General features: G+C 53.4%; 15 protein-coding genes. 10 read left to right on the plus strand and 5 right to left on the minus strand.

Going from position 1 to position 19,910, the window contains the following annotated elements; all coding sequences use genetic code 11:
* The first annotated feature begins 12 nt into the window (after positions 1 to 12).
* A complete protein-coding gene (locus OGY09_RS23460) occupies positions 13 to 1,011 on the plus strand; it encodes a fimbrial protein (RefSeq protein ID WP_032942517.1) in 999 nt (332 codons plus the stop codon).
* 85 nt (positions 1,012 to 1,096) lie between these two features.
* Here OGY09_RS23460 and sbcC read toward each other — a convergent pair whose 3' ends face one another.
* A complete protein-coding gene (gene sbcC, locus OGY09_RS23465; RefSeq protein WP_032942518.1) occupies positions 1,097 to 4,240 on the minus strand; it encodes an exonuclease subunit SbcC in 3,144 nt (1,047 codons plus the stop codon).
* On the minus strand, positions 4,237 to 5,439 hold the full coding sequence (gene sbcD, locus OGY09_RS23470) for an exonuclease subunit SbcD (protein WP_032942519.1): 1,203 nt from the start codon (positions 5,437 to 5,439) through the stop codon (positions 4,237 to 4,239). Before sbcD ends, sbcC begins: the two co-directional genes overlap by 4 nt.
* Before the next feature lie 190 nt (positions 5,440 to 5,629).
* Between sbcD and phoB the strand changes: the two genes are divergently transcribed.
* The 5 genes from phoB (at position 5,630) to malZ (ending at position 12,801) form a co-directional block, all read left to right on the plus strand.
* Positions 5,630 to 6,319, plus strand: coding sequence for a phosphate response regulator transcription factor PhoB (gene phoB / locus OGY09_RS23475; protein WP_003830970.1), 690 nt, complete (start codon positions 5,630 to 5,632; stop codon positions 6,317 to 6,319).
* Between the two features lie 50 nt (positions 6,320 to 6,369).
* Positions 6,370 to 7,665 carry a phosphate regulon sensor histidine kinase PhoR gene (gene phoR, locus OGY09_RS23480; RefSeq protein ID WP_003830971.1) on the plus strand — a complete coding sequence of 432 codons (1,296 nt, stop codon included), beginning with the start codon at positions 6,370 to 6,372 and terminating at the stop codon, positions 7,663 to 7,665.
* Between the two features lie 405 nt (positions 7,666 to 8,070).
* Positions 8,071 to 9,390, plus strand: coding sequence for a branched-chain amino acid transporter carrier protein BrnQ (gene brnQ, locus OGY09_RS23485; RefSeq protein WP_003021501.1), 1,320 nt, complete (start codon positions 8,071 to 8,073; stop codon positions 9,388 to 9,390).
* An 81-nt stretch (positions 9,391 to 9,471) separates the two neighbouring features.
* Positions 9,472 to 10,845 carry a proline-specific permease ProY gene (gene proY / locus OGY09_RS23490; protein WP_003021504.1) on the plus strand — a complete coding sequence of 458 codons (1,374 nt, stop codon included), beginning with the start codon at positions 9,472 to 9,474 and terminating at the stop codon, positions 10,843 to 10,845.
* A gap of 138 nt (positions 10,846 to 10,983) precedes the next feature.
* Positions 10,984 to 12,801 (plus strand): maltodextrin glucosidase, encoded by a 1,818-nt coding sequence (malZ, locus tag OGY09_RS23495; protein ID WP_032942521.1) that lies wholly within the window; start codon positions 10,984 to 10,986, stop codon positions 12,799 to 12,801.
* On the opposite strand, the gene OGY09_RS23500 is transcribed toward malZ, so the two are convergent.
* On the minus strand, positions 12,795 to 13,697 hold the full coding sequence (locus OGY09_RS23500) for a LysR family transcriptional regulator (RefSeq protein ID WP_003830973.1): 903 nt from the start codon (positions 13,695 to 13,697) through the stop codon (positions 12,795 to 12,797). The genes malZ and OGY09_RS23500 overlap by 7 nt on opposite strands.
* A 273-nt stretch (positions 13,698 to 13,970) precedes the next feature.
* On the opposite strand from OGY09_RS23500, the gene OGY09_RS23505 reads away from it, so the two are divergent.
* The 3 genes from OGY09_RS23505 (at position 13,971) to OGY09_RS23515 (ending at position 17,221) form a co-directional block, all read left to right on the plus strand.
* A complete protein-coding gene (locus OGY09_RS23505) occupies positions 13,971 to 14,612 on the plus strand; it encodes a hydrolase (RefSeq protein WP_003021513.1) in 642 nt (213 codons plus the stop codon).
* A 173-nt stretch (positions 14,613 to 14,785) separates the two neighbouring features.
* Positions 14,786 to 15,331 carry an antibiotic biosynthesis monooxygenase gene (locus OGY09_RS23510; RefSeq protein WP_003830975.1) on the plus strand — a complete coding sequence of 182 codons (546 nt, stop codon included), beginning with the start codon at positions 14,786 to 14,788 and terminating at the stop codon, positions 15,329 to 15,331.
* 21 nt (positions 15,332 to 15,352) lie between these two features.
* On the plus strand, positions 15,353 to 17,221 hold the full coding sequence (locus OGY09_RS23515; protein ID WP_032942522.1) for an amidohydrolase: 1,869 nt from the start codon (positions 15,353 to 15,355) through the stop codon (positions 17,219 to 17,221).
* Between the two features lie 67 nt (positions 17,222 to 17,288).
* Here the strand turns inward: OGY09_RS23515 and OGY09_RS23520 are convergent, their stop codons facing one another.
* Both OGY09_RS23520 and acpH read right to left on the minus strand, forming a co-directional pair.
* Positions 17,289 to 17,891, minus strand: a complete 603-nt coding sequence (locus OGY09_RS23520) for a peroxiredoxin (protein ID WP_003021524.1) — start codon at positions 17,889 to 17,891, stop codon at positions 17,289 to 17,291.
* Between the two features lie 168 nt (positions 17,892 to 18,059).
* Entirely contained in the window at positions 18,060 to 18,641 is a 582-nt protein-coding gene (gene acpH, locus OGY09_RS23525) for an ACP phosphodiesterase (protein ID WP_032942524.1), read from the minus strand.
* A 90-nt stretch (positions 18,642 to 18,731) separates the two neighbouring features.
* Between acpH and queA the strand changes: the two genes are divergently transcribed.
* On the plus strand, positions 18,732 to 19,796 hold the full coding sequence (gene queA, locus OGY09_RS23530; RefSeq protein ID WP_032942525.1) for a tRNA preQ1(34) S-adenosylmethionine ribosyltransferase-isomerase QueA: 1,065 nt from the start codon (positions 18,732 to 18,734) through the stop codon (positions 19,794 to 19,796).
* Positions 19,797 to 19,910: the final 114 nt, after the last annotated feature.

The raw sequence follows: 19,910 nt of genomic DNA on the forward strand, positions 1-19,910 counted from the left end.
GTGAAAGTGATAATGATATCCTTCATTAGGTATGTGATTGTATTTTTTGTACTAAACTGGTCAGTGGTAAGTTATGCTTCATGTTATTATAGAAATGATACGACAGCTGCAACCTATACGGTCACCGTTCCGACTATTAACGCTCAGCGCGATGTCCCTGCAGGAACTGTCCTATGGGATAGCGGTTATCTTAGTGCTCCAAATCAATCGGATATATTTTGTAATGGGGTGCACCCAATCTATCGTGGATATGATGACTCATCATTGACGCTGGTAAATGGCGTTGAAGAATATGTTTATCAGACGAATAACCCAGGTATTGGGATTAAAATTTGGTGGTTGTCTGTTGAGAGTGGCAAAAGCTACTCACCAAGTGATGCCCGTATTTTTTATTCTCCGGCAAAGGCCGAGGGTAATAAAACATGTAATGGGTGTGAATACATAAATGTATCGGCAATGTTTGAGGTGCGATTAATCTCAACCGGGCAACCTATTACAGATACTCCCTTGCAATTATCACGATTTAGTGCTTCCCGAATATATGAATCCGCCGCCCAACTTCATATTAACTTTACCGATGCAGATGTGGTGGTTAACAGTGCCAGTTGTGTGCTTAATAGTAAGAATATTTCTGTTAATTTGGGACGTTACTTTAAAACTGTCAGTCTGAATAACCCGGGTGATACTGGTGATGCGGTTGATTTTAAAATTGATTTGACGTGCGATCCGGATACCAATGTCAATGTATTATTTTCTGGTACAACGGCAGCAGGCGATAGCACTATTCTGACATTACATGATCTTGATTCTCCGGCGTCTGCGCAAGGTGTCGGTGTGCAAATTTTATATAACGATCGGTTAGTGACTTTTGGTGAACTCCTGCCCACGGTGAAAAATGTTGCAGAAGGGAGCGTCAACCTGCCGTTTAAAGCACACGTCATACGTTTAAATGAGAACTTGCGGGCCGGCGAAATCAACGCCACGGCGACCTTTGATATGATTTACCGCTAGCGGTTATTTTTTAAGCGTAAGAATAATATGCAGGGAATGATATTGCCGATCTTGTCGGCAATATCAATACGTCGAAAAATCAGCGTCATTCCACTCTGAAAGTGTTGTCGAGTTTGCTGTAGCCCAGCCCGTTGATTTTTTTCACTTTGATTTGCACCGGAATGCGTTCTTTCATTGCTTCGACGTGGCTGATCACGCCAATGGTTTTACCGCTAGCGTTGAGTGCATCCAGTGCGTCCAGCGCGGTATCCAGCGTTTCGCTGTCCAGCGTGCCGAAGCCTTCGTCGAGGAACAGGGAGTCAATTCGTGTTTTGTGGCTGACCAGATCGGACAATGCCAGCGCCAGCGCCAGACTCACCAGGAAGCTCTCACCTCCGGAGAGCGTACGCGTGTCACGCACCGCATCGGCTTGCCAGGTATCGACCACCTCCAGCTCCAGCGCTTCGCTGGCCTTGCGCTGCAACAGATAGCGACCGTGTAGACGGGTTAACTGGTTGTTGGCAAGCCAGACCAGGTTATCCAGCGTCAGTCCCTGGGCAAATTTGCGGAACTTATCTCCCTCTTTCGAGCCGATCAGCGCATTCAGATAGCCCCAGTCTTCGACCTGTTGCGCGACGTTATCAATCTCCTGCATCAGCGCCTGCTGTTGCTGGCGGTTTTCAGCATCCTGCCTGAGTTGCTGGCGAATCTCTCCCTGACGAGTGGTGTTATCCCGCAGCAGTTGGGTGAGCTGCGCCAGCGTGTCGCGAAGATGTTGTGCCGTGAGCGTGAGATCCACCCCGGTTGGTTGCTGCTGTTGATGAGTCGCCAGCGCCTGCTGGGCCTGATTAAGCAGCGTTTGTGCCTGTTGTTGCTGGACTTCCAGCGATTGTTTCAACTGCTCAAGACGGTTGAAGGTCTCTTCATCCAGCAGGGCAGCAATAAAGGCGTCACGGTTGTCAAAGATGCTGGCCTGCAATGCGGCATCAAACTGCGCCTGAATGTCTGCGGCGCGCTGAACGTCCTGTGCTTCCTGCTGCTGCAAGGTTTGCCACTGTCCCTGTAAAGAGAGGCAATCGTCGTGCACCTGCCGCCAGTTTTCCAGCGACAGATCCTCAATGATTTCAGAAAGCGCCTCAGATTCTGGCAGCGTTTCCAGCAGCGGCGCAAGCTGGGCAATCCGGGCCTGTAACTCAGTCAGTTCATTCTGGCGCTGTTGCCACATTTGCGCTTCGTTCGCCCGTTCTCTTAGCCATGAGGAGACTTCATCCTCGGGCGGAAGGGCCAGACCATGACGGTCCAGCTCTGAGGTTAACGTTGCCTGGCGCTGGTCAATATGCTGTTGGAGTTGAGTAATCTGTTCGGTATGCGCGGCGATTTGCGCCTGCAGGGTATGACGCAAGCTTAACTGGTGAAGCTGTTGTTCGTACTCTTCCTGAGCGGCTAGCCACGGGGCAATTTCATCCTGCGGTTGTAGCGATACGTTGAGGCTGGCGGTAACGGTCAACCACTCTTTAGTAAGTGCTTGCTCCTCCTGAGAAAGCCTCTGTGCTTCATGTTCATCGCGCTGAAGTTGCTGCGTTATCGCCTCAAGCTGCCCGCGCAGGGTTGAACCCTCATCGGCCAGCGTTTTGACCTCTTTTTCCAGCGCTTCACGTCGTGCCTGATTTACGCTCAGCTCAAGCGTCTGGTAACGCTCGATAGCCGGATGTGTGGTAGAGCCACAAAGCGGACAAGGTTTGCCGGATTCCAGTAATGCCCGATGGCTTTCCAGATCTTTGATGCGGGCTTCCTGCTCGCAAATGAGTCTCACATCGGCAAGTTGCTGATTTTTATCTTTATAGCGCTGACGTTTCTCGGCAAGTACCGCGTTGCGCTGGGTCAGCTCTTGCTGGCGCTGCACCAGTGAAGCGCGTAGCTGTGCCAGCTGCTTTTGCTTCGGGGCGATTTGCCCGTGCAGATTACTGAGGCGCTGGCGTAGTGGACGAAGCTGCACATGTTGCGCCTGCGCTTCTGTCACTTCCTGCGGCGAAAGGGTCAACGTGGGAAGCTGAAGGGCATCGAGTTTACGTGTGTCGTTCTCCCGCAGCTGCTGCCACTGGCGTAGCTGGGCGCTGGCGTCGGACTGTTGCGCCAGCAGCGCTTTCCATCCTGCCAGTTCGCTACTCCATAAGCGGAAGCGGTCATGTTCGTTTAGCCAGTTGGTTAACGTCTGTTGTTCGGCGAGTATCGCGGTCGATTGCGTGTGCGCTTGCTGACGGATACGCCCGCGCAGCGCTAAGCTGCTTTGTAAGCGAGTATTCACTTCCTGAATCTTCTGGCGCGTACGCTCGATAGTAGCCGTTTGTTCCTGGATTCGCTCCCAGTGAGGGCGCAATGCTCTGGCCGGCTGCGCCAGGCTCAGCGCTGCCAGCTGCGGCTGCGCGTCTTCTTGCGCCTGAAGTGCTGCCTGTAATGCCTGCTGGTGGCGGTTTATGTCCGTCTGAAGCTCATTTTGCCGAATAAGCCAGTTGAGGTGCTGTTGCTGGGTTTGTTGGCTGGTAAGGTATTGTTTTTCTTCGTCAGTAAGTACCTGCAAACTTTCCGTCAGGGACTGCACCTGCTCTGGTGCTAACAGCGCCACGCCGCTGGCCTGGGCCTGCAGTTTTTCCAGCTCCGTACGCGCCGACTTGTGCTTTTCAAACACCATGGCGGAGATTTGGCCGTAGATCTCAGTACCAGTTAACTCCTCCAGAAGCTCGGCGCGCTCTTTCGGTTTGGCATTAAGAAAGGCGGCAAACTGGCCCTGAGACAGTAGCATCGAACGGGTAAAACGCCCGTAATCCAGCCCGGTAAGCTCGGCTGTCATCTCCAGCTTGTCTTTGACTTTATCGGCGAGGATTTTACCGTCAGCGCAGCGGGCTAGCTCTACGCGCGGGACCTGCAGGTTGCCCTCGGGCTGATTGCGCGCCCGGTTCTGGCTCCAGAATGCGCGGTAGGCTTCGCCGCGCACCTCAAACTCAACTTCGGCCAGACACTCCGCGGTATCGCGAGTCATCAGGTCGTTTTGCGACTGTGACACGGTATTCAGGCGCGGTGTTTCGTGGTACAGGGCGAGGCAAATCGCGTCCAGCAGGGTGGTTTTCCCCGCGCCCGTTGGCCCGGTAATGGCGAACAACCCGTTGCTGGCAAAAGGTTCTGCTGTGAAATCGACTTTCCATTCTCCCTTCAGGGAGTTGAGGTTCTTCAGGCGCAGGCTGAGAATTTTCATGCTTCACTCTCCCCGGCAAGCGTGTGTAAGGTTGCGCTAAACAGCTGATTCAACCGCTCACGCTGAGGCTCCTCGAGCTCTTCCAGCGCCAGGCGGCGGTCAAAAACTTCCGTTACGCTTAGCTCGCTTAACGTTTCGCGTCGTTCATTGGCCATAATACGTTCACGTTGTTCCCGACTGCGGCGCACCAATAACACCTCGACCGGTAAATCTTCGGTTAAGGCCTGGATCTTACGTTGCATGTCATGCAGATAGTCGTCGGTGGTGATTTCAATATCCAGCCATATCGGCGGCTCTTGTGGCACGTTACGCCACTGTTCAAGCTGGGCGGTAATGGCGGCTAAATCGCCTTTCAGTACCGCAAGCGGCTGGGTGACCGGTACGGTGAGATTTTCAACGGCGCTGAGTCTCCCCGCTTCGAAACTCACCAGATGTACACATTTGCTTTTGCCGCACTCGTCAAAACTGAGGGCAATCGGTGAACCGCAGTAGCGAATATGGTCCGTCCCGCCGATAACCTGCGCCCGGTGAATATGCCCCAGTGCGATGTAGTCCGCAGGTGGAAAGTTTTGCGCCGGAAAGGCGTCCAGCGTACCGATATAAATGTCACGTACGGCGTCACTTTTACTGGCGCCAACGGTGGTCAAATGCCCGGTCGCAATGATGGGCAGGTTTCGCTCGCCACGCAGCGTGCAGGCGTCCTGATACTGCTGCTGGTAATAGTCGGTGATTGCCCCCAGCAGATGCTGCTGTTTTTCTTGTCCGGTTAGCCCGGCCTGGCTGGTAATGATGTCACGTGGTCGTAAGAAAGGAACCGGACACAGGATCGCTCCCGGCGTGCCATCACGTTGCGGCAGCACCTGCGGCGCATGGCCGGCGCTGGCAACGACTGTGGTGTTGAGAAACGCCAGAATATCGCGGGATTCATTGAGCGTGGCGACGGAATCGTGGTTGCCTGCCAGCACGACCAGATGACAGCCAGTTTGCTGCAAATTGACGACAAAACGGTTATACAGCTCACGGGCGTAGCTTGGCGGTGAGCCGGTATCGAAAATATCGCCCGCCACAATAATGGCATCCACCTGCTGGGATTGTGCCGTTTCCAGCAGCCAGTCGAGAAAGGCCTGATGTTCAGCGGCGCGGCTCTTGCTGTAGAAATTTTGGCCCAGATGCCAGTCAGACGTGTGAAGGATGCGCATAAGAGTTCCATGACGATAAAACAGTGGCGGGGATTATAACCTTTCAAGGACGGTAATATCTTGTCTCCGGGCTGTCATAATTCGTCTGGCTGCGTTAAACCTGGACTATCTTTTCATAAATCTGTCATAAAACTGACGCATAATGGCACCGTATTGATGGCAAACGATTTAATTATAAACAGGGCAAATCATGGCGAGACGTATTCTGGTCGTAGAAGATGAAGCTCCAATTCGTGAAATGGTCTGCTTCGTGCTCGAGCAAAACGGTTTTCAACCCGTAGAAGCCGAAGACTATGACAGTGCTGTGAACCAACTCAATGAACCCTGGCCGGATCTCGTCCTGCTTGACTGGATGCTTCCCGGCGGCTCGGGTCTACAGTTTATTAAGCATCTCAAGCGCGAAGCCATGACGCGGGACATCCCCGTGATGATGCTGACGGCGAGGGGAGAAGAGGAAGATCGCGTCCGGGGTCTGGAAACCGGTGCGGATGACTATATTACCAAGCCGTTTTCTCCCAAGGAGCTGGTGGCGCGTATTAAAGCTGTGCTGCGTCGAATTTCCCCCATGGCGGTGGAAGAGGTTATTGAGATGCAGGGGCTGAGTCTTGATCCCACTTCGCATCGCGTGATGACCGGCGAAGAACCGCTGGATATGGGGCCGACCGAATTCAAACTGTTGCACTTCTTTATGACTCACCCCGAACGCGTATACAGTCGTGAACAACTCCTCAATCATGTCTGGGGAACCAATGTCTACGTAGAAGACCGGACAGTGGATGTGCATATCCGCCGCTTACGTAAAGCGCTGGAGCACAGCGGACACGATCGTATGGTGCAGACAGTTCGCGGGACGGGATATCGTTTTTCGACCCGCTTTTGACTGACAAGAATCAGGGCCTGATGGATTAGGCCGTTTATGGAGTAAGACGTTTGCTAGAACGATTGTCATGGAAAAGGTTGGTACTGGAGCTGATCCTGTGCTGCATACCGGCATTTATCCTTAGCGCTTTTTTCGGTTACCTGCCCTGGTTTTTACTGGCGTCGGTAACGGGCCTGCTTATCTGGCATTTCTGGAATTTATTACGTTTGTCCTGGTGGTTATGGGTAGACAGAAGTATGACGCCGCCGCCGGGGCGAGGCAGTTGGGAGCCGTTGTTATATGGGCTGCATCAAATGCAGCTTCGCAACAAAAAGCGCCGTCGAGAACTGGGTAACCTGATTAAACGTTTTCGCAGCGGGGCGGAATCCCTACCCGACGCGGTGGTGTTGACCACCGAAGAAGGCGGTATCTTCTGGTGTAACGGACTGGCTCAGCAGGTTCTGGGACTGCGCTGGCCGGACGATAGCGGGCAAAATATTCTTAACCTGCTGCGTTACCCGGAATTTACACAATATCTGAAAACGCGCGATTTTAGCCGGCCAATCAATCTGGTGCTCAATACCGGACGGCATCTGGAAATTCGCGTGATGCCCTATACCGATAAGCAATTGTTGATGGTGGCGCGCGACGTTACCCAGATGCACCAACTGGAAGGTTCACGGCGTAACTTTTTCGCCAACGCCAGCCATGAGCTGCGCACACCGCTGACGGTGCTGCAAGGTTACCTGGAAATGATGCAGGAGCATCCGCTGGAAGGGACAACGCGCGAAAAAGCGCTGCATACCATGCGCGAACAAACGTACCGTATGGAAGGCCTGGTGAAGCAGCTGCTGACGCTGTCAAAAATTGAAGCTGCGCCGACGTTGCAGCTGAATGAGAAAGTCGACGTGCCCATGATGCTGCGCGTGATCGAGCACGAAGCGCAAACCCTGAGCCAGCATAAACATACGTTTACCTTTGATGTCGATAACAGCCTGAACGTGCGAGGCAACGAGGAGCAGTTGCGTAGCGCTATCTCGAATCTCGTGTACAACGCGGTGAACCACACACCAGCGGGAACGCACATTACCGTACGCTGGCAGCATGTGGCGTCGGGGGCGGAGTTTTGCGTGGAAGACAACGGTCCGGGCATTGCCCCCGAGCATATACCACGTTTGACCGAGCGTTTTTATCGTGTGGATAAGGCGAGATCGCGACAAACGGGCGGTAGCGGGCTGGGTCTGGCTATTGTGAAACATGCGCTGCATCATCACGACAGCCGTTTGAACATCGAAAGCGAACCAGGCAAAGGGACGCGATTTAGTTTCATGATCCCGGAACGTTTCATTGCCAAAAGTAACGGCTAAGACGTATTCGTAAGATAATCTTTCCAAAAGCCAGCGCAAGCTGGTTTTTTTTATGTGGTCAATAGATGCCTCCTGAATTTCACGACGTTTGATTGTTTTTTGTTCGAACTATTACCCATACCTTTTTCCATGAAATGGTGTTTTGTGCTAACCCTATTTTTCATATCGCTATATTGTTCTGGTTTTTGGATCCCACCTTGCTTTAAAACGTTATAAGCGTTTAAATTGCGCTCCAGGTGCTGTCATACCGACTGCATTTACGCGGTAAATCGAAAAACTATTCTTCGCCGCGCCAGGTCGGGAGTGTTTCCCGCTGGAATTGAGCAAAAATGCCGCTGTATTGTCCCCTAGGGAAAGGCAAAAATTTACTATTTTCAACACCACATCCACAGGCAGTAAGACTTTATGACCCATCAGTTAAAATCGCGCGATATTATCGCTTTGGGATTTATGACATTTGCACTGTTCGTTGGTGCAGGTAACATCATCTTCCCCCCAATGGTTGGTTTGCAGGCAGGTGAACACGTCTGGACTGCGGCTTTTGGCTTTTTGATTACGGCCGTTGGCCTGCCGGTTCTTACCGTTGTCGCGCTGGCGAAAGTCGGCGGTGGTGTGGACCGACTGAGCACGCCTATCGGTAAAGTTGCCGGTCTGCTGCTGGCGACCGTTTGCTATCTGGCCGTTGGGCCGTTATTTGCTACCCCGCGTACCGCGACGGTCTCTTTCGAAGTCGGGATTGCACCGCTGACTGGTGACTCTGCGCTGCCGCTGTTTATCTATAGCGTTATCTATTTCGCGATTGTCATTCTGGTTTCGCTTTATCCGGGCAAACTGCTGGATACGGTGGGTAATTTCCTGGCACCGCTCAAAATCCTGGCTCTGGTGGTCCTGTCTGTCGCTGCAATCGTCTGGCCAGCAGGCCCGATCAGTAATGCGATGGAAGCCTATCAAACTGCGGCGTTTTCTAATGGCTTCGTGAACGGGTATCTGACCATGGATACGCTGGGCGCGATGGTGTTTGGTATTGTTATCGTTAACGCCGCTCGCTCGCGTGGTGTTACTGAAGCGCGTCTGCTGACCCGTTATACCGTTTGGGCGGGTTTAATGGCGGGTGTGGGCTTAACGCTGCTGTATCTCGCGCTGTTCCGTCTGGGTTCAGACAGCGCGATTCTGGTCGATCAGTCTGCTAACGGCGCGGCGATTCTGCATGCGTATGTTCAGCACACCTTTGGCGGTGCAGGAAGCTTCCTGCTGGCGGCGCTGATTTTCATCGCCTGTCTGGTTACCGCGGTTGGCCTGACCTGTGCGTGCGCAGAGTTCTTTGCCCAGTACGTTCCACTGTCTTATCGTACGCTGGTATTTATCCTCGGCGGCTTCTCGATGGTGGTTTCTAACCTGGGTCTGAGCCATCTGATTCAGATCTCTATTCCGGTGCTGACGGCTATCTATCCGCCATGTATCGCACTGGTTGTATTAAGCTTTACCCGCTCATGGTGGCATAATTCTTCCCGCGTCATTGCACCTGCGATGTTTATCAGCCTGATTTTTGGTATCCTTGATGGCATTAAAGCTTCTGCAATTGGCGACGTGTTACCGGCCTGGACCCAGCGTTTACCGCTGGCGGAGCAGGGGCTGGCGTGGTTGATGCCAACAGTCGTGATGGTGGTCCTGGCAGTTATCTGGGATCGCGCCGCGGGTCGACAAGTGACCTCCAGCGCACACTAATATCACTGACAATAAGTTTTAACCACGGGGCTATTAACATGGCCCCGTGGTTTTTTTATTGTGTTAACAGGTTAGGAATCGATGGAAAGTAATAACAAGCTAAAGCGTGGGCTGAGCACCCGGCACATCCGCTTTATGGCATTAGGTTCAGCAATTGGTACCGGGTTGTTTTACGGCTCGGCCGACGCTATCAAAATGGCGGGGCCAAGCGTATTGCTGGCCTATATTATCGGCGGTGTCGCGGCGTACATTATTATGCGTGCGCTGGGCGAAATGTCTGTTCATAACCCGGCAGCCAGCTCCTTCTCGCGCTACGCGCAGGAAAACCTCGGACCGCTGGCAGGCTACATTACCGGCTGGACCTACTGTTTTGAAATCCTGATTGTCGCCATTGCCGACGTGACAGCCTTCGGCATATACATGGGCGTCTGGTTCCCGGCGGTACCGCACTGGATTTGGGTACTCAGCGTGGTGCTGATTATCTGCGCCATCAACCTGATGAGCGTGAAGGTATTTGGTGAGCTGGAGTTCTGGTTCTCGTTCTTCAAAGTCGCCACCATTATCATCATGATTGTCGCCGGTTTCGGTATCATCATTTGGGGGATTGGCAACGGTGGGCAACCTACCGGTATCCATAACTTATGGAGCAACGGTGGCTTCTTCAGCAACGGCTGGCTCGGCATGGTGATGTCGCTGCAAATGGTGATGTTTGCCTATGGCGGGATTGAGATTATCGGGATTACCGCAGGCGAAGCCAAAGACCCGGAAAAATCTATTCCGCGCGCCATCAATTCCGTACCAATGCGTATCCTGGTGTTTTATGTGGGGACGCTGTTCGTCATTATGTCTATCTACCCGTGGAACCAGGTGGGTACCGACGGTAGCCCGTTCGTTATGACGTTCCAGCATATGGGCATTACCTTTGCTGCCGGGATCCTCAACTTTGTGGTTCTGACTGCGTCGTTGTCGGCTATTAACTCTGACGTCTTCGGTGTGGGGCGTATGCTACACGGCATGGCGGAGCAGGGCAGTGCCCCGAAAATGTTCGCCAAGACGTCGCGTCGTGGCGTGCCGTGGGTGACGGTAATGGTGATGACTATCGCGCTGCTGTTTGCGGTGTACCTTAACTACATCATGCCGGAAAACGTCTTCCTGGTGATCGCCTCTTTGGCGACTTTCGCCACGGTATGGGTGTGGATTATGATCCTGTTGTCGCAGATTGCTTTCCGTCGTCGTCTGCCGCCGGAAGAGGTCAAAGCGCTGAAATTTAAAGTTCCGGGTGGGGTAACGACGACCGTTGTTGGCCTGATTTTCCTGGTCTTTATCATCGCGCTCATCGGCTATCATCCGGATACCCGTATTTCGCTGTACGTCGGCTTTGCGTGGATTGTCCTGCTGCTGGTCGGATGGGGATTCAAGCGCCGTCGCGAGCGCCAACTGGCTGAAGCACAGTAATATTTTTGCCGGGTAGCTTTGCGTTACCCGGCAAGTTTCTCCTCCCCCGAACTCCTCCCCCAATAAACGTTAAGATGATGAGTGATCCTGCACTTCGCTATGGCAAGGTGACGTCATTATCATCAAAGGGGATACGTGATGTTGAACGCCTGGCACCTTCCGGTTGCCCCATTTGTTAAGCAAAACAAAGATCAACTGACGATTACATTATGGTTGGCGGGGGAAAATCCACCCCAGCGGGTGACGCTACGCGCAGAAAACGATAACGAAGAGATTTCGCTGGCTATGCACAAGCAGCGCAGCCAGCCGCAGCCGGGCGTGACCGCGTGGCGAGCGGCGATCGATCTCTCCAGCGGGCAGCCTCGTCGACGCTATAGCTTTAAATTACTTTGGCTCGATCGTCAGCTGTGGTTCACCCCACAGGGATTCAGCCGTTTTCCGCCTGCGCGTCTGGAGCAGTTTGCCGTCGATGTGCCGGATAATGGTCCGCAGTGGGTTGCCGATCAGATTTTCTATCAAGTTTTCCCGGACCGTTTTGCCCGCAGCCAGTCGCGTGAAGCGGGACAGGATAATGTCTATTACCACCACGCCGCCGGACACGACATCGTGCGGCGCGAATGGGACGAACCGCTTACGGCTCAGGCCGGTGGCTCCACGTTTTATGGCGGCGATTTGGACGGCATCAGCGAAAAGCTACCGTACCTGAAAACGTTAGGGGTCACGGCGCTGTACCTGAATCCTGTTTTTACCGCCCCGAGCGTGCATAAATACGATACCGAAGATTACCGTCATGTTGATCCACAATTTGGCGGCGACAGGGCACTACTGCGTCTGCGGCACAACACCCAACAGCAGGGCATGCGTCTGATTCTCGACGGCGTCTTTAACCATAGCGGCGATTCGCACGCCTGGTTTGACCGACATAATCGGGGAACAGACGGGGCGTGCCATAACCCAGAATCCCCCTGGCGCGATTGGTATCATTTTTCAGCCGACGGCGTTGCGCTCGACTGGCTGGGATATTCCAGCTTACCTAAGCTGGACTTTTCCTCGGAAAGCCTGGTGAATGAAATTTATCGTGGTGAAGACAGTATCGTCCGCCACTGGCTGAAAGCGCCGTGGAGTATGGACGGCTGGCGTCTTGATGTGGTGCATATGCTGGGAGAGGCCGGAGGCGCACGTAACAACCTACAACATGTGGCCGGAATTACGCAGGCGGCAAAAGAAACCCAGCCAGAGGCGTATGTGGTGGGTGAGCATTTTGGCGATGCGCGCCAGTGGTTGCAGGCTGATGCAGAAGATGCCGCCATGAACTATCGCGGCTTTACTTTCCCCCTCTGGGGATTCCTCGCCAATACCGATATCTCATACGACCCGCAATCCATTGATGCCCAGACCTGTATGGCGTGGATGGATAACTACCGCGCGGGGTTGTCGCATCAGCAACAGCTGCGGATGTTTAATCAGCTCGACAGCCATGATACCGCCCGCTTTAAATCTCTGCTCGGTAAAGACGTCGCACGGTTACCGCTAGCGGTGGTATGGCTGTTTACCTGGCCTGGCGTGCCCTGTATTTACTACGGTGACGAAGTGGGGCTGGACGGGAACAACGATCCGTTTTGTCGCAAACCGTTCCCGTGGCAGCCTGAAAAACAGGACGCTGCTCTGCTGGCGTTGTATCAGCGGTTGGCAAAATTACGCCACCAGAATCAGGCGCTGCGCCACGGTGGTTGCCAGGTGATTTACGCCGAGGATAACGTGGTAGTGTTTGTTCGCGTGCTAAACCGACAGCGCGTAATGGTGGCGATTAACCGTGGCCACGCTTGTGAAGTGGTCCTGCCTGCCTCGCCATTACTGAGCGTGAGTCAATGGCAGCACAAAGAGGGCAACGGCATGCTTGCCGACGATATCCTGACGTTGTCGGCGATTTCCGCCTCAGTATGGATAGGTCATTGATATAAGCGCGCAATTTCCGGGCTTGCCAGCAGCGTTTCCCGCCACCAGCGCTGTGCCAGCCCATCGCGGTTATTGCGCCATGCCATATATGCCACGTCTTTTTGGCGAAATGAGATAACCGTTTTTTCCACCAGCTCGCCCGTGGTAAGCCACGGGCTGGCAATATGGCGGGGGAGAAATCCGCAGCCCATACCGGCTCGTAGTAGCATCACCTTACTGTGGAAGTCATCGACGCGGATTTGCGCCTGTTCCTCCATCAGATTGGTTTGTAACGGATGGCAGAAGCGGGCGCTGTCGCTGATAACAATCGCCCGATGCAGGCATAACTGTTCGTTGGTCAGGCCGTCTGCTGCTGCTGCCAGCGGATGCTCAGGCGCAACGACAAACACATTGTCCAACGTGCCGAGCATTTTATAGGACCAGGCTGCAGACGTTGGCGGTTCATTAATTGCCCCCAGAATAATATCGGCTCCATTATGGGTCAGCTCCTCCCAGGAGCCCGCCAGCGTATGGTGGGTAAAACTGAGGCGAGTTTGTTTATTCAGCGCATGAAATTCATCGATAATGGGCAACAGCGCGGCGAAAGGGAAGGAGTCGTCCAGCGCAATTGCCAGCTCTTTTTCCCAGCCTGAACTCAGCTGTACCGCCTGCTTTTCGAGATCTTTTGCCGCATTCAGCAGCAAACGCCCTTTTTCCAGCATCATCTGTCCGGTATCGGTAAATTTTGCCCGGTGCCCGGAACGGTCAAGCAGCTCGATATTCAAATCGCTTTCCAGCTTCTGAATCATATAGCTGAGTGCGGCAGGGGTTTTAAACAGCGACTCGGCCGCTGCGGCAAATGAACCCTGTTTGTCGAGTGCGTCGAGAATAAGCAAAACATCCAGATTAATGCGCATAAGCAGAAAATATCCTGAAAATTAAACCCTTCTGTTGTACCGAATGAAGAAAAACAATGCCAGTGAATAAATTAGATGAGTCATGCGCATTTTTTTGATGTTGTTTAGGATATATCGCAACACAAAATTAATAGTTTCACAGGATAGTAAGTTTTCTTTAATAACTCGTTAGAAATTTCCCGCTATACTCAACAAGCTTTCTGATTCAGGATCCTGCTGCTGACGGCAGATACAGACCGTTGCCTTTTAACTTATTGATTAAGAAGGTGTGCTATGTCTATTCGGGAACTGATTGACCCTCAAAATTCTACGCTTATTTTTATTGATCATCAGCCGCAAATGTCATTCGGTGTGGCAAATATTGATCGCCAGACTTTAAAAAATAATACCGTTGCATTAGCGAAAGCCGGGAAAATATTCAATGTTCCGGTGATTTATACTTCTGTAGAAACCAAAAGTTTTAGCGGATATATCTGGCCGGAATTGTTAGCGGTTCATCCTGATGTCAAACCCATTGAACGCACCTCAATGAACTCCTGGGAAGATGCGGCGTTTGTGAAAGCGGTGGAAGCGACCGGGCGTAAAAAACTGATTATCTCCGCGCTGTGGACCGAAGTATGCCTGACTTTTCCGGCGCTAATGGCACTGGAGGCAGGCTATGAAGTTTATGTGGTAACTGATACCTCCGGCGGCACGTCCGTAGATGCTCATGAGCGTTCTATCGACCGCATGGTACAGGCAGGTGCCGTACCCGTAACCTGGCAACAGGTTCTTCTCGAGTACCAGCGCGACTGGTCCCGCAAAGAAACCTACGACGCCGTAATGGATCTGGTACGCGAGCACAGCGGCGCCTACGGTATGGGCGTGGATTATGCCTATACCATGGTGCATGGCGCGCCGGAACGTAAAGCTTAAATACATGTCATCCTTCATGTTGCATCTTTGTTGGCTTCGCTTGCGTACCCCGGTCACTTACTTATGTAAGCTCCCGGGGATCCACAACCTTGCCGCCTCGATGCACCATGAATGATTTTGTGTATTGCTTTCCTGGCCTAAGCGGCCTGTTTCCTGTCAACAAGGAACCCTTCATGGCGCAGAACAAACATGTGACGTTGGTAATTACTCACACTCTGCTACCTGAGCAGGCGCAGCGGTATGAGCAGTGGCTGGGGAAAATCATGCCTGTAGCGGCTGAATTTCCCGGTCATCTCGGGGCGAACGTGATTCGCCCGGCAGATGGCAACAACCTGTGGAACATCATTATCCGCTTCGACACGCTTGAGCATCTGTATAGCTGGACCCAGTCCGATACGCGCCGCGTGTTGGTCGAAGAGATTGCTCCACTGCTGGCTGAAGGTGACAAAACCGAAATTCGCACCGAAGCAGCATTCTGGTTTACGCCGCCCGCGCCCCATGTACGCCAGCCCAAACGCTGGAAACAGTTTCTGATAACCCTGCTGGTGATATTTCCCAGCACCAATCTGGTGCCGTGGTTGACCGGCATTGTGCTGCCTGCAATGAAGGGCTCGTTACTCCTGCATCTCATCAATGATGCCTTTGTGGTTGCGCTGGTGGTCTGGTTCTGGATGCCCATCGTAACCCGTCTGTTTGCCGGATGGCTGAAAAAAGCCTGACCGGTATCTCAGGAGATTGTTATGTCTCAAACTGCCACACTGATTCTGACTCACGGAAAAATTCATACTCTCGACAGGCAAAGTCCGCAGGTCGAGGCGGTAGCGATCGCCAACGGAAAGATCCTGGCGACCGGTAGCCACGATCGGGTAATGAGCTTTGCCGCCGAAGGGACGCAGGTTGTCGATCTGCAAGGACATACGGTGATCCCGGGCCTGAACGATTCGCACCTGCACCTTATTCGTGGTGGACTGAATTACAACCTGGAATTGCGTTGGGAGGGCGTGCCGTCACTGGCGGACGCGCTACGCATGCTCAAAGACCAGGCTGACAGAACGCCGTCGCCACAATGGGTACGCGTGGTGGGCGGCTGGAGTGAATTCCAGTTTGCCGAACGTCGCATGCCAACCCTCGAAGAACTGAATGAAGCCGCTCCGGATACTCCGGTTTTTGTTCTGCATCTCTACGACCGGGCTTTGCTCAACCGCGCCGCGCTGAAAGCGGTTGGCTATACCAAAGCGACGCCGGATCCGGCGGGCGGTGAGATTGTGCGTGATAGCAACGGCAACCCGACCGGAATGCTGATCGCTAAACCGAACGCCATGATCCTTTATTCGACGCTGGCAAAAGGACCAAAACTGCCGCTGGAAATGCAGGTTAACTCGACCCGTCAGTTTATGCGTGAACTGAACCGTCTGGGACTGACCAGCGCCATCGATGCGGGCGGCGGCTTCCAGAACTACCCGGAAGATTACGAGATCATTGAGCAGTTACACGCTAACAAACAGATGACGGTACGTATTGCCTACAATCTGTTTACCCAGCGTCCGAAGCAGGAACTGGAAGACTTTGAACGCTGGACCGATATGCTCAAGCCAGGGCAGGGAACCGACTTCTATCGTGCCAACGGGGCGGGGGAAATGCTGGTCTTTTCTGCAGCGGATTTTGAAGACTTCCTTCAGCCACGTCCGGATCTGCCGGAGGGGATGGAAGATGAGCTGGAGCGCGTGGTTCGTCACCTGGTGGAGCATCGCTGGCCGTTCCGCCTGCACGCCACCTACGATGAATCTATCAGCCGAATGTTGGACGTATTTGAGAAAGTTAATCGTGATATCCCGTTCAATGGCCTGCACTGGTTCTTCGATCACGCCGAAACAATTACTGAACGGAACATTGAGCGTGTAAAAGCACTGGGCGGCGGGATTGCGGTCCAGCACCGTATGGCGTTCCAGGGAGAGTATTTTGTCGATCGCTACGGCAAAGACGCGGTTAAACATACGCCGCCGGTGGCGAAAATGCTGGCGGCTGACGTTCCGGTCGGGCTGGGGACTGATGCCACCCGCGTGGCCAGCTACAACCCGTGGACCGCGCTCTACTGGCTGGTTTCGGGCCGTACCGTTGGCGGGATGGCAATGTACGATGATAACAACCGTCTGCAGCGTGATGTTGCCCTGGAACTGTGGACGGCCGGGAGCGCCTGGTTTTCCAGCGAGCAGGGTAAGAAAGGGCGCATCGAGAAAGATCAACTGGCCGACCTGGTGGTGCTGTCTAAAGATTACTTCAGCGTGCCGGAAGAAGAGATCAAAGGTATTGAGTCGGTGATGACCGTTGTTGATGGCAAAGTGGTTTACGCCGCAGGGCATTTCACCCCGCTGGCACCACCTGCTATTCCGATTGTGCCGGACTGGTCGCCAGTGGTGAAGGTGCCAGGGCATTATCGCTCAGCACCACCTGCTGCGGCGAAAATTGGCGCAATGGTGCAGATGCACCAGTGCTGCGGCAGCTGCGGCGTACACGGTCACCAGCATGATATTGCGCGGAAATCGGGGATTCCGGTGTCAGATGACCGGGCTTTCTGGGGCGCGCTTGGCTGTTCCTGCTTCGCGTTTTAATCGCTTATCGGATCTGCTAACAATAAAAAAGGCCCGCATTTGCGGGCCTTTTGTCGATTCATGCCAATTACAGGCTGGAAACGTTCTCGGTCAGGTATTTTGCCACGCCGTCCGGAGACGCGTTCATACCTTCTTTACCTTTTTCCCACTGTGCCGGGCAAACGTCGCCGTGCTCTTCGTGGAACTGCAGCGCGTCAACCATGCGCAGCATTTCGTCGATGTTACGACCCAGCGGCAGATCGTTAACCACCTGGTGGCGAACAACGCCGTTAGCGTCGATCAGGAAAGAACCGCGCAGCGCAACGCCCGCTTCCGGGTGCTCGATGCCGTAGGCTTTCTGGATTTCGCGTTTGATGTCAGCAACCATTGCGTATTTCACTGCACCGATGCCGCCTTTGTCGACAGGGGTGTTACGCCATGCGTTGTGGACAAATTCAGAGTCGAAGGAAACACCAACAACTTCAACGCCGCGCTTCTGGAATTCTTCGTAACGTTTGTCGAATGCGATCAATTCTGACGGGCAAACGAAGGTGAAGTCCATCGGCCAGAAGAACAGAACGGTAGTTTTACCGTTGGTATGCTGTTTGAAGTTGAAGTTTTCAACGATCTCACCGCTACCCAGTACCGCAGCTGCTGTGAAATCCGGAGCCTGACGAGTTACCAGTACCATATAATTCTCCTGCAATGTTAAGGGGTTTTTGGAACGCAACGCGGGCCAGTATAGAGAGTGTTCGTGAATAAGACAAAGAGGCGCTGGCAATCAATGAGACAGGTTTTGTCTATCAATCTTTTGCCGGACGGCGGCTACAGCTTATCCGGCGGGGAATGCGGACTGCGATCAAAGGGTTTTACGTCGCGCCTGTTCCATCATTTGCGGATAAAACTGCCAGAATCGTTCTTCTAACGCATCGTAATGCGTATCGAGGTCATACCATGAGTCGCGTAGGGCATCGAGCCGTGGACGGCGGCTGGCCATGCCGTTCAGGACGTTCTGGATAAAATCCATATCCCGATAACGCTCAAGCCATTTCTCTGACCATATATAGTTGTTCAGATTGATAAAGCGCGGCGGCGATTCCGGCAAAATAGTGGTTACCTGGGTACGGGCATAGCGCACAAAGTCCGTCAGCGGGAAGTCAGGGGAGATTTCCGACCAATGACGCGACAGAAAATGATCCCACATAACGTCCAGCGTAATCGGCGCGACACGGCGTGTTTCGCTACGAAACCACTCTTTGGCTTCACGCACCTGCGGTAAGTTATCGGTCATCACGTCGATACGACGATGCATGAAGATGCCTGCTACCACATCAGGCGAGTAGTGCGTTTCCGGATTACCCCGGACAAAATCGGCCAGCAGATTGCCGGAAAGCGAGCTATCGGCAAGATGAGCGAGATGCAAATGTGCAAGAAAATTCATAGTTAAACGTTTATCCAGAGGGGTAAAGGTTGCAGGGAGAACGCCCCGGCACTAGACTACCCGCCTCTTATTTTAGTCTGAGTCAGTGTCATGCGCGTTACCGATTTCACCTTTGAACTACCCGAATCCCTGATTGCCCACTATCCGCAAGCTGAGCGCAGTAGCTGTCGCTTGCTGTCTTTGGACGGGCCGACGGGCGCGCTGACGCACGGTACTTTCACCGATTTGCTCGATAAGCTCAACCCTGGAGACTTGCTGGTCTTTAACAACACCCGCGTCATTCCTGCGCGTCTGTTTGGTCGTAAAGCCAGCGGCGGCAAGATTGAAGTGCTGGTCGAGCGTATGCTGGATGACAAACGTATTCTGGCGCATATTCGTGCCTCGAAAGCGCCGAAACCGGGTGCCGAGCTGCTGCTGGGCGACGACGAAAGTATTAAAGCGACGATGGTCGCCCGCCATGACGCGCTGTTTGAAGTTGAGTTTAACGACGAACGCAGCGTGCTGGATATCCTCAACGCCATCGGCCATATGCCGTTGCCGCCGTATATCGACCGTCCGGATGAAGACGCCGACCGCGAGCTGTACCAGACCGTATACAGCGAAAAACCGGGTGCCGTCGCTGCGCCGACCGCGGGTCTGCATTTTGACGATCCGCTGCTGGCTAAACTGCGCGATAAAGGCATTGAAATGGCGTTCGTCACCCTGCACGTTGGAGCGGGTACTTTCCAGCCGGTGCGCGTAGACACCATCGAAGACCACATTATGCATTCTGAATATGCGGAAGTGCCGCAGGATGTGGTGGACGCGGTGCTGGCGGCGAAAGCGCGCGGTAATCGCGTGATAGCCGTGGGAACAACGTCCGTTCGCTCACTGGAAAGTGCGGCGCAGGCGGCCAAAAACGATCTCATCGAGCCGTTCTTCGGCGATACACAGATCTTTATTTATCCAGGCTATAAATATCAGGTGATTGATGCCCTGGTCACCAACTTCCACCTGCCGGAATCGACGCTGATTATGCTGGTTTCCGCATTTGCTGGTTATAAAAACACCATGCACGCCTATCATGAAGCGGTAAAAGCGGAATATCGCTTTTTTAGTTACGGGGATGCCATGTTTATCACGTACAATCCGCAGGCTATTTCTGAGCGACCGTGAGAAGGCTATCTCACTTGCCATTTTGATGTCGGGCAGTGCTCGCCATCCTCACGTACTGCGTGTACGCTCCGGTGGCTGTGCGCTGGTCGCCCCCAAACTGGCTGCGCCGATTGC

The sequence above is a fragment of the Citrobacter sp. Cpo071 genome, from assembly GCF_030332765.1.
Classification (GTDB): Bacteria; Pseudomonadota; Gammaproteobacteria; order Enterobacterales; family Enterobacteriaceae; genus Citrobacter; species Citrobacter portucalensis.